This is a genomic window from Mycobacterium sp. URHB0021, assembly GCF_054057895.1.
This window is the reverse complement of record NZ_JBSRZT010000002.1, coordinates 2,693,594-2,707,467: the sequence shown is the minus strand read 5'-3', so window position 1 is coordinate 2,707,467 and position 13,874 is coordinate 2,693,594. Positions and strand designations below refer to the sequence as shown.

At 61.8% G+C, this 13,874-nt stretch carries 9 protein-coding genes and 3 rRNA genes; 4 read left to right on the top strand and 8 right to left on the bottom strand.

Features of this window, described 5'->3' with window-relative positions; genetic code table 11:
• Window positions 1–237 precede the first annotated feature (237 nt).
• The 3 genes from ACVWWN_RS15570 (at window position 238) to ACVWWN_RS15560 (ending at window position 2,956) form a co-directional block, all read left to right on the top strand.
• The gene (locus tag ACVWWN_RS15570; protein WP_457144700.1) at window positions 238–873 is read left to right on the top strand and encodes an FAD-dependent oxidoreductase; all 636 of its coding nucleotides are present in this window, start codon (window positions 238–240) and stop codon (window positions 871–873) included.
• Between the two features lie 92 nt (window positions 874–965).
• Window positions 966–2,453 carry a DNA-3-methyladenine glycosylase 2 family protein gene (locus ACVWWN_RS15565; RefSeq protein ID WP_457144699.1) on the top strand — a complete coding sequence of 496 codons (1,488 nt, stop codon included), beginning with the start codon at window positions 966–968 and terminating at the stop codon, window positions 2,451–2,453.
• Entirely contained in the window at window positions 2,453–2,956 is a 504-nt protein-coding gene (locus ACVWWN_RS15560; RefSeq protein ID WP_457149146.1) for a methylated-DNA--[protein]-cysteine S-methyltransferase, read from the top strand. Before ACVWWN_RS15565 ends, ACVWWN_RS15560 begins: the two co-directional genes overlap by 1 nt.
• Window positions 2,957–3,012: 56 nt before the next feature.
• Here ACVWWN_RS15560 and rrf read toward each other — a convergent pair.
• The 4 genes from rrf to murA form a co-directional block, all read right to left on the bottom strand.
• A 5S ribosomal RNA gene (rrf, locus tag ACVWWN_RS15555) occupies window positions 3,013–3,127 on the bottom strand.
• Window positions 3,128–3,238: 111 nt separating this feature from the next.
• Window positions 3,239–6,360: ribosomal RNA gene (locus ACVWWN_RS15550) — 23S ribosomal RNA — on the bottom strand.
• Window positions 6,361–6,745: 385 nt separating this feature from the next.
• Window positions 6,746–8,267, bottom strand: a 16S ribosomal RNA gene (locus ACVWWN_RS15545).
• Together the 16S, 23S and 5S rRNA genes form the textbook arrangement of a ribosomal RNA operon.
• A gap of 355 nt (window positions 8,268–8,622) precedes the next feature.
• Window positions 8,623–9,876 carry a UDP-N-acetylglucosamine 1-carboxyvinyltransferase gene (gene murA / locus ACVWWN_RS15540; protein WP_457144698.1) on the bottom strand — a complete coding sequence of 418 codons (1,254 nt, stop codon included), beginning with the start codon at window positions 9,874–9,876 and terminating at the stop codon, window positions 8,623–8,625.
• A gap of 69 nt (window positions 9,877–9,945) precedes the next feature.
• Between murA and ACVWWN_RS15535 the strand changes: the two genes are divergently transcribed.
• Complete coding sequence (locus tag ACVWWN_RS15535) at window positions 9,946–10,524, top strand: cob(I)yrinic acid a,c-diamide adenosyltransferase (RefSeq protein WP_457144697.1); 579 nt, start codon at window positions 9,946–9,948, stop codon at window positions 10,522–10,524.
• Here the strand turns inward: ACVWWN_RS15535 and ACVWWN_RS15530 are convergent.
• The 4 genes from ACVWWN_RS15530 to ACVWWN_RS15515 are packed head-to-tail and all read right to left on the bottom strand — an operon-like array spanning window position 10,521 to window position 13,870.
• Entirely contained in the window at window positions 10,521–10,967 is a 447-nt protein-coding gene (locus ACVWWN_RS15530; protein ID WP_457144696.1) for a DUF2550 domain-containing protein, read from the bottom strand. The genes ACVWWN_RS15535 and ACVWWN_RS15530 overlap by 4 nt on opposite strands.
• A gap of 12 nt (window positions 10,968–10,979) precedes the next feature.
• Entirely contained in the window at window positions 10,980–11,345 is a 366-nt protein-coding gene (locus ACVWWN_RS15525; protein ID WP_457144695.1) for a F0F1 ATP synthase subunit epsilon, read from the bottom strand.
• Window positions 11,346–11,375: 30 nt separating this feature from the next.
• Window positions 11,376–12,920: a F0F1 ATP synthase subunit beta gene (atpD, locus tag ACVWWN_RS15520; protein WP_457144694.1), complete on the bottom strand. Its 1,545-nt coding sequence runs from the start codon at window positions 12,918–12,920 to the stop codon at window positions 11,376–11,378.
• A gap of 26 nt (window positions 12,921–12,946) precedes the next feature.
• Window positions 12,947–13,870: a F0F1 ATP synthase subunit gamma gene (locus tag ACVWWN_RS15515; RefSeq protein WP_457144693.1), complete on the bottom strand. Its 924-nt coding sequence runs from the start codon at window positions 13,868–13,870 to the stop codon at window positions 12,947–12,949.
• Window positions 13,871–13,874: the final 4 nt, after the last annotated feature.

Here is a 13,874-nt window from a genome sequence, read left to right as displayed (position 1 = left end):
GAGCCGATCGGGCTGCTCTTCGCCGTTCGCGATCCCAGCGATGGCTGTGAGCTAGCGGGGCTCCCACAACGATCATCAACGGTCTGGAGGGCAAAGACGCCTGCGCGCTCCTTTGTGCAGCGTTGCCTGGGCCGATCGATGAGAGGATACGTTCGAGCATACTCGCCGAAGCGCGTGGTAATCCCTTGGCGCTGCTGCAATTACATGAAGATCTGACGCCGGCCGAACTTGCCGGCATTGTTCCGGCACGAGGACGAAGTCGACCTGATCCTGGCCCCCTCGGGGCGCAGGCCCGCAACCCGTGAACTCGGTTTGGAGGCGGCGGGCATTGCGACCGACGCGCACGGCGCCATCCTCGTGGACGAGCACCTGCGGAGCAGCCAGCCGCACGTGTTCGCGATCGGCGACGTCAACGGAGGCCCGCAGTTCACCTACATATCGCTCGACGACGGCCGGATCGTCGCAGACCAACTTGTGGGCGATGGGACTCGGGCCGTCACTGACCGAGTTGCGGTGCCGCAGAACGTGTTCATGACCCCGCCGCTGTCGACCGTCGGGCTCACCGAGAGGGAGGCGATCGACCAGGGGCACCGAATTCTGGTCGCCGCCAAGCCCGTCGCGCAGATCGTCGGGATGCCGCGGGCGAAAATTGTCGGGGAAACCCGGGGCATGATGAAGTTCGTCATCAGCGCCGACACCGATCTGATTCTCGGCGCCGCCATACTGAGCGTGGATTCTCAGGAGCTGATCAACACCGTCGCGCTGGCCATGCGCAACTCGGTAACCGCCAGCCAGCTGTGCCAGGCAATCTACACCCACCCCAGCTCCACCGAGGCATTCAACGATGTACTCGACAGCGCGGCGCCGAGGTAACCGGTGAACTAGTTCCGCCGCGCCCACTGCGCCGCGACATCGATGTCGTTTTTCCGCCAGTGATGTCGGTGGGTACGTGTAATTGTCGAGGTATGCACGAGGATTTCGACCGCTGCTACCGGGCCGTTCAGTCGAAGGACGCCCGTTTCGACGGCTGGTTCGTCACCGCCGTGCTCACCACCAAGATCTACTGCCGCCCGAGCTGTCCGGTGCGGCCGCCATACGCCCGCAACATGCGGTTTTATCCGACCGCCGCCGCCGCGCAGCAGGCCGGCTTTCGGGCCTGCAAACGCTGTCGTCCGGATGCTTCACCGGGCTCACCGGAATGGAATGTGCGCAGCGACGTGGTGGCCAGAGCGATGCGGCTCATCGCGGACGGCACCGTGGATCGCAAGGGCGTCACGGGATTGGCCGGCCGCGTCGGCTATACCACCCGCCAACTCGAGCGACTGTTACAGGCGGAGGTCGGGGCGAATCCGCTTGCGCTGGCGCGGGCACAACGCACCCAGACCGCCCGGGTACTCATCGAAACGACCGAGCTGCCGTTCGGAGACGTCGCGTTCGCCGCGGGCTTCTCCAGCATCCGCCAGTTCAACGACACCGTGCGCACGGTCTGCGCACTCACACCGACCGCACTGCGTGAGCGGGCGCGTTCGCGTTCGCGTTTCGAGCGAGGTGGCGGCGCCGGCGCGCTGTCGCTGAGACTCCCGGTGCGGACCCCTTTCGCGTACGAGGGGCTGTTCGGTCATCTCGCCGCGAGTGCGGTGCCCGGCGTCGAGGAGGTCCGTGACGGCGCCTACCGGCGTACCCTTCGGCTGCCCAACGGCAGCGGAATCGTCAGTCTCACTCCGCACCCCGACCATGTGCTGTGCAGGATCGCGTTGGACGACTTCCGCGATCTGTCCACCGCGATCGCGCGGTGCCGCCGATTACTCGACCTCGATGCGGATCCCGAGGCTGTCGTCGACGCGCTGAGCACCGACCCGGATCTGATCAGCGTGATCGCGAAGGCGCCGGGGCAGCGGATACCGCGCACCGTCGACGAACACGAGCTCGCGGTTCGGGTGGTGCTCGGCCAGCAGGTGTCGCTCAAGGCCGCCCGCACGCACGCCGGGCGTATCGCGGCGGCCTACGGCGCGCCGGTGGAAGACGTCGATGGTGGCTTGACGCATGTCTTTCCGGCGGTCGACGACCTCGCCGAGATCAACCCGACGCACTTGGCCTTTCCGAAGGCCAGGCAGCGGTCGCTGGTCGGTCTCATCGCGGCCCTCGCAGCCGGTGATGTGGTGCTCGACGCGGGATGCGATTGGAACCAGGCCCGCGAGCGGTTATTGGCCCTGCCTGGCGTCGGGCCGTGGACCGCCGAGGTGATCGCAATGCGTGGATTGGGTGATCCCGACGCGTTTCCCGGCGCCGATCTCGGCGTTCGGTTGGCCGCCAAGCAGATCGGTCTGCCCGACGATCCTCGCTTGCTCACCGAGCGCAGCCGCCGATGGCGACCATGGCGCTCATACGCCACCCAACATCTGTGGACAGCGCTCGATCATGCGGTCAATGAGTGGCCGCCGAAGGAGAAGTGATGGCAACATTGCAATTTCGCACCGTCGACAGTCCGGTCGGACCGCTTACGCTCGCCGGCAAGGACGGCAGATTGATGCACCTTCGGATGGTCGACCAGACCTATGAGCCGAGCCATGACGGTTGGGAGTCAGACGACGGTGCCTTTCCGGCGGCTGTCGAACAGCTCGACGCCTACTTCGCCGGCGATCGGTTGGACTTCGACCTGGCTCTCGACCTGGTCGGTACGGCGTTTCAGCGGCGGGTATGGGAGGCGCTGCTGACGATCCCGTATGGGGAGACGCGGTCCTACGGCGAAATCGCCCGCCAGATCGGCTCGCCCGGAGCGTTCCGCGCCGTCGGCCTGGCGAATGGCCATAATCCGATCGGCATCATCGTGCCGTGTCACCGGGTTATCGGCTCGAACGGCAGCCTCACCGGATACGGCGGCGGGCTGGACAGAAAGCGGGCGTTGTTAGAAATGGAGAGAAGTCGCATTTCACCAATCGCGACATTATTCGATTAGCTCCACAAATGCCTCGACCCTCCAATCGAAATTGGAGGGTCGAGGGCTTAATTTGTGTTCGGCGGTGTCCTACTTTTCCACCCGGGTTGGGTAGTATCATCGGCGCTGGCAGGCTTAGCTTCCGGGTTCGGGATGGGTCCGGGCGTTTCCCTGCCGCTATTAACCGCCGTAACTTTGTGCACTCTGTGGGAGTGCCCCCCTTTTGGTGGGTGGGGGAGGTGTTATTGGTGGTGGGGTGTGAATGCTTGTTTGGCATTCGTGGATGTGTGTGGTTGCGAGTTTGTGTGTAAGTTTTCGGCCGGTTAGTGCCAGTTCCCTGACGCATTGCTGCGGTTATAGGTCTGGTCTATTGATCCCGTGGTCTGCGGGGGGCCTTATCCCACTGAATGGGTGAGAAGCCTGGTCTTGGAGGGGGTTTCCCGCTTAGATGCTTTCAGCGGTTATCCTGTCCGAACGTGGCTATCCAGCGGTGCCCCTGGTGGGACAACTGGTGGACCAGAGGTTCGTCCGTCCCGGTCCTCTCGTACTAGGGACAGGTTTCCTCAAGCTTCTGACGCGCGCGGCGGATAGAGACCGAACTGTCTCACGACGTTCTAAACCCAGCTCGCGTGCCGCTTTAATGGGCGAACAGCCCAACCCTTGGGACCTGCTCCAGCCCCAGGATGCGACGAGCCGACATCGAGGTGCCAAACCATCCCGTCGATATGGACTCTTGGGGAAGATCAGCCTGTTATCCCCGGGGTACCTTTTATCCGTTGAGCGACACCCCTTCCACTCGGGGGTGCCGGATCACTAGTCCCGACTTTCGTCCCTGCTCGACATGTACGTCTCGCAGTCAAGCTCCCTTGTGCACTTACACTCAACACCTGATTGCCGTCCAGGTTGAGGGAACCTTTGGGCGCCTCCGTTACATTTTAGGAGGCAACCGCCCCAGTTAAACTACCCGCCAGGCACTGTCCCTGAACCGGATAAACGGTTCGAGGTTAGAGGCCCAATACGATCAGAGTGGTATTTCAACAATGACTCCACAACCACTGGCGTGGCCGCTTCACAGTCTCCCACCTATCCTACACAAACCGTATCGAGCACCAATACCAAGTTGTAGTGAAGGTCCCGGGGTCTTTTCGTCCTGCCGCGCGTAACGAGCATCTTTACTCGTAGTGCAATTTCGCCGAGTCTATGGTTGAGACAGCTGAGAAGTCGTTACGCCATTCGTGCAGGTCGGAACTTACCCGACAAGGAATTTCGCTACCTTAGGATGGTTATAGTTACCACCGCCGTTTACTGGGGCTTAAATTCTCCGCTTCACCCCCGAAAGGGTTAACAGGTCCTCTTAACCTTCCAGCACCGGGCAGGCGTCAGTCCGTATACATCGTCTTGCGACTTCGCACGGACCTGTGTTTTTAGTAAACAGTCGCTTCTCACTGGTTTGTGCCACCCCCCACCGCTGCCCACCGCAAAGGTGCTGACGGTACGGGGTCCCCCTTCTCCCGAAGTTACGGGGGCATTTTGCCGAGTTCCTTAACCATAGTTCACTCGTACGCCTCGGTATTCTCTACCTGACCACCTGTGTTGGTTTGGGGTACGGGCCGTGTGTGTGCTCGCTAGAGGCTTTTCTCGGCAGCATAGGATCACCGAATTCACCTCACTCGGCTATGCATCACCTCTCAGACACCTGAGACCCGGATTTACCTAGATCTCGTCCTACAGGTTTACCCCAGTATTACCACTGACTGGTACGGCTACCTTCCTGCGTCACCCCATCGCTTGACTACTACCCATCCGGGTCCCGCGCAGCCCTTGAACCCCATCGACCCGAAGGTCTCCGGTGGCCCAAGTTTTGGGCGGTTAGCAGAACAGATTCATCAGGGACGCGCACACACGGGTACGGGAATATCAACCCGTTGTCCATCGACTACGCCTGTCGGCCTCGCCTTAGGTCCCGACTCACCCTGGGCGGACTGGCCTGGCCCAGGAACCCTTGGTCTTTCGGCGGGCAAGGTTCTCACTTGCCTTATCGCTACTCATGCCTGCATTCTCACTCCCACACCCTCCACCACACCATTACCAGGTGGCTTCACCGGATGCAGGACGCTCCCCTACCCAGCACACACGTGTGCTGCCGCGGCTTCGGCGGTGTGCTTGAGCCCCGCTACATTATCGGCGCACAATCACTTGACCAGTGAGCTATTACGCACTCTTTCAAGGGTGGCTGCTTCTAAGCCAACCTCCTGGTTGTCTTCGCGACTGCACATCCTTTTCCACTTAGCACACGCTTAGGGGCCTTAGCCGGCGATCTGGGCTGTTTCCCTCTCGACGCACGGAGCTTATCCCCCGCCGTCTCACTGCCGCATTACACCTTGCCGGCATTCGGAGTTTGGCTGACGTCAGTAACCTAGTAGGGCCCATCGGCCATCCAGTAGCTCTACCTCCGGCAAGAACACTGCGACGCTGCACCTAAATGCATTTCGGGGAGAACCAGCTATCACGGAGTTTGATTGGCCTTTCACCCCTACCCACAACTCATCCCCTCAGTCTTCAACCTAAGTGGGTTCGGGCCTCCACAACATCTTACTGCTGCTTCACCCTGGCCATGGGTAGATCACTCCGCTTCGGGTCCAGAACACACCACTACACCAAACACTATTGTTCGGATACGCCCTATTCAGACTCGCTTTCGCTGCGGCTACCCCACCCGGGTTAACCTCGCGACATGTCCCTGACTCGCAGGCTCATTCTTCAAAAGGCACGCCATCACCCCACGACAAAATCGAAGGCTCTGACGGCTTGTAGGCACACGGTTTCAGGTACTCTTTCACTCCCCTCCCGGGGTACTTTTCACCATTCCCTCACGGTACTAATCCGCTATCGGTCACTGGGAAGTATTCAGGCTTACCGGGTGGTCCCGGCAGATTCACAGCAGATTTCACGGGCCCGCTGCTACTCGGGGACAGCTTCACAGAAGCCATTGCGTTTTCGCCTACGGGGCTCTCACCCTCTACAGCAGACCATCCCAGGCCACTTCGACTAACACAACGGTTTATCACTCCTGCCCCCCTCGGCGGAGGAGAGAAGAAACGCCCCACAACACCGCACACACAACCCCCGCCGGGTATCACATGCCTACGGTTTAGCCATCCTCCGCTTTCGCTCGCCACTACTCACGGAATCACACTTGTTTTCTCTTCCTACGGGTACTGAGATGTTTCACTTCCCCGCGTTCCCCCCCACCGGCTATATATTCACCGGTGGGTGACACGACATCACTCGTGCCGGGTTTCCCCATTCGGACATCCTCGGATCCACGCTCGGTTGACAGCTCCCCGAGGCATATCGCAGCCTCCCACGTCCTTCATCGGCTCCCAGTGCCAAGGCATCCACCATGCGCCCTTAAACACTTACAACACAAAACCAAAAGTTTAAAAAACTCTGAAATTGCACATCAACACCGAACAACACACCCACGGAAAACCATGCGCATGCCCATTCGCTGCTAGATGCTCGCAACCACTATCCACAAATCAAACACCACACCCCACCACCAAAGCAGGGCGACAACCAGACCTATCCCCGGTTTCCCACAACGGGACAAAGAGATAGCGGGCCTGTTGCCTCAAAGCCCAATAGTGTGTCCGATGATTTCGCACCCGCAGTTTCCCCTGCCGGCACCCAATGCTTGTCGCGCACCAGACCCCCACCCACTACAGGCGAAAGGCCATCCAACGAACCGCCTGGCACACCGAACCCCCACACACTGTGGGCGGGACCAGATCTCGTGGTGCTCCTTAGAAAGGAGGTGATCCAGCCGCACCTTCCGGTACGGCTACCTTGTTACGACTTCGTCCCAATCGCCGATCCCACCTTCGACGGCTCCCTCCCACAAGGGGTTAGGCCACCGGCTTCGGGTGTTACCGACTTTCATGACGTGACGGGCGGTGTGTACAAGGCCCGGGAACGTATTCACCGCAGCGTTGCTGATCTGCGATTACTAGCGACTCCGACTTCACGGGGTCGAGTTGCAGACCCCGATCCGAACTGAGACCGGCTTTGAAAGGATTCGCTCCACCTCACGGCATCGCAGCCCTTTGTACCGGCCATTGTAGCATGTGTGAAGCCCTGGACATAAGGGGCATGATGACTTGACGTCATCCCCACCTTCCTCCGAGTTGACCCCGGCAGTCTCTCACGAGTCCCCACCATAACGTGCTGGCAACATAAGATAAGGGTTGCGCTCGTTGCGGGACTTAACCCAACATCTCACGACACGAGCTGACGACAGCCATGCACCACCTGCACACAGGCCACAAGGGAACTGATATCTCTACCAGCGTCCTGTGCATGTCAAACCCAGGTAAGGTTCTTCGCGTTGCATCGAATTAATCCACATGCTCCGCCGCTTGTGCGGGCCCCCGTCAATTTCTTTGAGTTTTAGCCTTGCGGCCGTACTCCCCAGGCGGGGTACTTAATGCGTTAGCTACGGCACGGATCCCAAGGAAGGAAACCCACACCTAGTACCCACCGTTTACGGCGTGGACTACCAGGGTATCTAATCCTGTTCGCTCCCCACGCTTTCGCTCCTCAGCGTCAGTTACTGCCCAGAGACCCGCCTTCGCCACCGGTGTTCCTCCTGATATCTGCGCATTCCACCGCTACACCAGGAATTCCAGTCTCCCCTGCAGTACTCCAGTCTGCCCGTATCGCCCGCACGCCCACAGTTGAGCTGTGAGTTTTCACGAACAACGCGACAAACCACCTACGAGCTCTTTACGCCCAGTAATTCCGGACAACGCTCGGACCCTACGTATTACCGCGGCTGCTGGCACGTAGTTGGCCGGTCCTTCTTCTATAGGTACCGTCACTTGCGCTTCGTCCCTACTGAAAGAGGTTTACAACCCGAAGGCCGTCATCCCTCACGCGGCGTCGCTGCATCAGGCTTGCGCCCATTGTGCAATATTCCCCACTGCTGCCTCCCGTAGGAGTCTGGGCCGTATCTCAGTCCCAGTGTGGCCGGTCACCCTCTCAGGCCGGCTACCCGTCGTCGCCTTGGTGGGCCATAACCCCACCAACAAGCTGATAGGCCGCGGGCCCATCCCACACCGCAAAAGCTTTCCCCCACCAGGCCATGCGACCAGCAGGGTGTATTCGGTATTAGACCCAGTTTCCCAGGCTTATCCCAAAGTGCAGGGCAGATCACCCACGTGTTACTCACCCGTTCGCCACTCGAGCACCCCGAAGGGCCTTTCCGTTCGACTTGCATGTGTTAAGCACGCCGCCAGCGTTCGTCCTGAGCCAGAATCAAACTCTCCAAACAAAAACAACCCAACCCAACAGGCCAGGCGAATTCGAATCAGAACAAGTCCGACCTAACAAAACGACACCAAAACTGGCATCACAAAAAAACCACACCCCTAAACGGGAAAAAGAGGCACGGCAAAAAACAACAAACAAAAACCACCAAACACACTATTGAGTTCTCAAACAACACACCCGCTCGGCAGGCAACCCTGCCACTGTACTCCATAAGGAGAGAGACGTCAAGCCTCGTCCGCCAGTCGATTTCTACTGGGGCCGTTGGCTTCTGTTGAAATAGTACGCCCTAAAGCCGCTTAACCCAAAACGCCAGGAACACCGCGTGATTCGCCCCAATGAACCGTCGCGGATGAGTGTCAGCCGACCCGCTCGATCTCCGCGCCGAGAGCCACCAGGTTCTCGACGAAGAGCGGATATCCGCGGTCGATGTGGAACACGTCGTGCACCTCGGTGTCCCCATCTGCGACCAGGCCGGCCAGCACCAGACCGGCGCCGGCACGAATATCCGATGACCACACGGGCGCACTCGACAGCTGCGGAATGCCCCGCACCACCGCATGGTGGCCGTCGGTACGCGCATCGGCGCCCAGGCGGATCATCTCCTCGACGAAACGGAACCGGGCTTCGAAGACGTTTTCGGTGATCATCGACGTGCCGTCGGCGATCGACGCCAGGCCGATGGCCATTGGCTGAAGGTCCGTCGGGAACCCGGGGAAGGGCAGCGTTGCGACATTGACCGCTTTGGGCCGCTCGTACTGGACCACCCGGAAACCGTCGTCGCTCTGCGTCACCGTGGCCCCGGCATCGTGCAGCTTGTGCAGCACCAGTTGAAGATGCTGCGGGTCGACTCCGGTCACCGAGATGTCTCCGCGAGTCATGGCGGCGGCGATCCCCCACGTGGCCGCCACGATGCGGTCACCGATGACTCGGTGCTCGGTGGGATAGAGCCGGTCGACGCCGGTGATCGTCATGGTGGGCGTGCCCGCGCCGGTGATCTGGGCGCCCATCTGATTGAGCATTGTGCAGAGATCGACGACGTCGGGTTCGCGGGCGGCATTGTGGATAGTCGTCACACCTTCGGCCACCACCGCGGCCATCAGGATGTTTTCGGTGGCCCCGACCGACGGAAACTCGAGCTGAATCTCGGCGCCGCGCAGGTGCTCTGCCTCGGCGACCACGCAGCCGTGCTCGATATTGCAGCGAGCACCGAGTTGCCGCAGGCCGGCCTGGTGCATGTCGAGCGGGCGGGACCCGATGGCGTCGCCACCCGGCAGCGCCACTTTGGCCCGCTTGCACCGGCCGACCAGGGGCCCGAGCACGCACACCGAGGCGCGGAACTGACGGACCGCGGCGAAATCCGCGTCGTACTTCGGTTCATCGGGCGAGGTGATGCGCACGGTGCCGCCGTCGAGCTCGACGGTCGCGCCCAGACCCCGCAGAACCTCCGCCATCAGCGGTACGTCCAGGATGTCCGGGGCGTTGGTGATCGTGCTGGTCCCCTCGGCCAGAAGCGAGGCCGCCATCAGCTTCAACACGCTGTTCTTGGCTCCCCCGACGGCAACTTCGCCAGATAACCGGTTGCCACCGGCCACCACGAATCGCTCGCTCACGCGGGTTAGTGTAAACAGCGCCATGGGCCATGTCAGTTTCCCAGGCGGGTGCGCCGGTACGGTTTGACTATGGCAGTTCATTTGACCCGCATCTATACCCGAACGGGAGACGACGGAACCACCGGTCTCAGCGATTTCAGCCGGGTTTCGAAGAACGACGCCCGCCTTGCCGCTTACGCGGACTGCGATGAAACCAACGCCGCCATCGGCGTGGCAGTTGCCCTGGGCAACCCCGCTGAGCAGATCCTCAACGTGTTGCGACAGATTCAGAATGACCTCTTCGACGCGGGTGCCGACCTCTCCACCCCGGTGGTCGAGAACCCCGAGCATCCCCCGCTGCGGATCTCACAGAGCTACATAGACCGGTTGGAGTCCTGGTGCGACGAGTTCAATGCGCCGCTGCCTGCGCTCAATTCGTTTGTACTGCCGGGTGGTACCCCGTTGTCGGCGCTGCTGCATGTGGCCCGGACCGCGGCCCGCCGTGCCGAACGCTCTGCATGGCACGCCGTCGAAGCGCATGGCGAGACGGTCAGCGCGCTACCCGCCAAGTACCTGAATCGGCTGTCGGACCTGTTGTTCATCCTGTCCCGCGTGGCGAACCCCGACGGTGACGTGCTCTGGCAGCCCGGCGGCCCCGCAACAGGTTAATACGTGCGTCGCCGCGCGCGTGGCGAGGGTCGCGATTCAAGCCACGAAAGAAACGCGGTCAACGCACCGCGATCGAGAGCGATCTCATATCCCTGTCGACGTTCGGCACTGGAGTCACGCAACTCGAGAACAACGATCTCATCGGTCATGATGTCGAACTCGTCGCCGCGCGGAGACCGGCGCGACACGATCTCCACCCCGCGCCGACTCAGCCTGCGGTCAGGCCACCACCGCATGCTCGAAAGGCGATAAAACGCGGCTTCCCCACCGCGATAACGCACTACGCCATGCCGCCAGCCGTGCCCGCCATTGGCCGGCACGTCACGCAGGATCGCCGCGGTCCCACCGACCTGGCGCAGCTTCCACAATCGGTAACACAGCGCGATGACAACCAAGAGCAGCACACCGACGAGCGCCTCCATAGTCAGCGTGTAGGCGCTCATCGGCGGGGCCCGTTAGTCGATCTTGCCCAGGGCGCGAAGCCTCGCTCGGCCCCTGGCAGCAATCGCGGGTTCGTCGGAGTCGGAATCCTGTTGTGCCGCGGCTTCGTCGATCTCGGATTCGAGTTCGGCCGATTCCGCGAGGATGATGACACCTTCGTCGGTCACGGACATGAAGCCACCATCGACGGCGATACGGAGGTCGTCTTCACCTTCTCGCTCCACTCGCACCATGGCGTCGTCGACAAGTTGCGCCACCAGCGGGATGTGCCGCGGCAGGATGCCGATTTCGCCAGAGGTCGTTCGAGTGAACACAAAAGTGGCCTTGCCGGACCAGATCTGGCGCTCGACGGCGACGATATCGACGTCTAGGTCGGCCATGGCGCACCACCTCTCGGTGTAGACGAAGAACTAGTCATCTTTGTCGTCGCCATCGACCTTCTTGGCGTCGACCTTCTTGGTGTCGTCCTTCTTGGTGTCGTCGCCGCTGGGCGCACCGTCGCCGCCACCGTCGTCCATCTTCGCGCCGAGGCTCTCTGCCTTCTTCTGCAGATCCTCGAGGCCACCGATCAGGAAGAACGCCTGCTCCGGCAGATGATCGAAATCGCCCTTCGCCAGCTTGTCGAAGGCTTCGATCGTCTCTTTCAGCGGAACCGTCGAACCCGGCTGACCGGTGAACTGCTCCGCCGCCATCATGTTCTGGCTCAGGAAGCGCTCGATCCGGCGAGCCCGCTGCACCAGCTGCTTGTCCTCCTCGGCCAGCTCGTCGATACCGAGGATTGCGATGATGTCTTGAAGGTCCTTGTAGCGCTGCAGGATCCGGATGACTTCCTGGGCGACGCGGTAGTGCTCGTCACCGACCACGCTCGGGTCAAGGATCGTCGAGGACGATGCCAGTGGGTCCACTGCCGGGAAGATGCCCTTCGAGAAGACCGTACGAGACAGCTCGGTGGTGGCATCCAGGTGGGCGAACGTGGTCGCGGGCGCCGGGTCGGTGTAGTCGTCGGCGGGCACGTACACGGCCTGCATCGAGGTGATGGAGCGGCCACGAGTCGAGGTGATGCGCTCCTGCAGCTCACCCATCTCGTCGGCCAGCGTCGGCTGGTAGCCCACCGCGGACGGCATGCGGCCGAGCAGCGTCGACACCTCGGAGCCGGCCTGAGTGAATCGGAAGATGTTGTCGATGAACAGAAGAACGTCCTGGCCCTGCTCATCGCGGAAGAACTCCGCCATCGTCAACGCCGACAGAGCCACGCGCATACGGGTGCCGGGCGGCTCGTCCATCTGGCCGAACACCAGCGCGGTGTCCTTGAGCACGTCGGCGTCGGCAAGCTCGACCCACAGGTCGTTGCCCTCACGCGTGCGCTCGCCGACGCCGGCGAACACCGAGGTGCCACCGAAGTTGCGGGCGATGCGGTTGATCATCTCCTGAATCAACACGGTCTTGCCCACGCCGGCACCGCCGAACAGGGCGACCTTCCCGCCTCGCACGTACGGGGTGAGCAGGTCGACCACCTTGAGGCCGGTCTCGAGCATCTCGGTGCGCGGTTCGAGTTGGTCGAAGGCGGGTGGCTTGCGGTGGATGGACCACTTCTCGAAATCCTTGCCGTAGCCAGGCTCGTCGAGGCAGTCGCCCAGCGCGTTGAACACGTGGCCCTTGACACCGTCGCCGACCGGAACCGAGATGGAGGCGCCGGTGTCGGTCACCTCGACACCCCGCACCAGACCGTCGGTGGGCTGCAGCGAGATGCAGCGCACCAGGTTGTCGCCGAGGTGCTGGGCGACCTCGAGTGTCAACGTCTTCGCGAGATCCTTATAAGCGATCTCGGCGTGCAAGGCGTTGAAAAGTTCGGGCACCGAGCCACGCGGGAACTCGACGTCGACGACCGGCCCTGTGACACGGACGACGCGGCCGGCGGTGTCGGTGCTGGGCTTCTTTTCGGCAGTGGCAGTCATGTCTTCTCTTCGCTTCCTACGGGCTACTACTTGGCGGCGTCCGCGAGCGCGTTCGCGCCACCGACGATTTCGCTGATTTCTTGGGTGATCTGAGATTGCCGTTCGCGGTTGGCCATCAGGGTGAGGTCCTTGATGAGGTCGTCGGCGTTATCCGTGGCCGACTTCATGGCGCGCCGGCGCGAGGCCGACTCCGACGCCGCCGCCTCGAGCAGCGCGGCGAAGATACGGGTGGACACGTAACGTGGCAACAGCGCGCCGAACAGCGTCTCGGCGTCCGGCTCGAACGAGAACAGCGTGTGCGGTCCGGTGTCTTCGTCGCTGTATTCGACCTCCATCGGCGCGATCCGGCGGGCCACCGCCGACTGCGACAGCATGGAACGGAACTCCGTGAACACGATGTGCAGTTCGTCCACGCCGAGGACGTTGTCGGCGCCTGGATCGTCGCCTTCGTCGTCGACACCTGCCATGAAGGCCTCAACCAGGGTGCCCGCGATCTCCTGCGCGTGCTCGTACTCGGGCCGCTCGGAGAAGCCGGTCCACGAATCGGTCACGTCCCAATTTCGGAAACTGTAGTACCCCAGCGCTTTCCGGCCCACCACGTACAGGACGGGCTGCTTGCCCTCATCACGGAGCAATGAGAAGAGTTCTTCGGAACGCCGGAACACGTTGGCGTTGTAAGCACCACAGAGCCCGCGATCAGAGGACACCACCAGCACAGCCGCGCGCCGGGGCTGCTCGCGGGCAACCAGCAGCGGATGGTCGAGCGCGCTGGCACTGGCCAGTTCGGTGAGCATGCTGGTGATCTCACGGGAGTACGGCCGAGCCGCCTCGACCCGAGCCTGCGCCTTGGCGATGCGAGACGTCGCGATCAGCTCCTGCGCCTTGGTGATCTTCTTGATCGCCCCGGCGGAACGGATGCGTCCGCGTAACTCGCGCAGTGTTGCAGCCATTGGC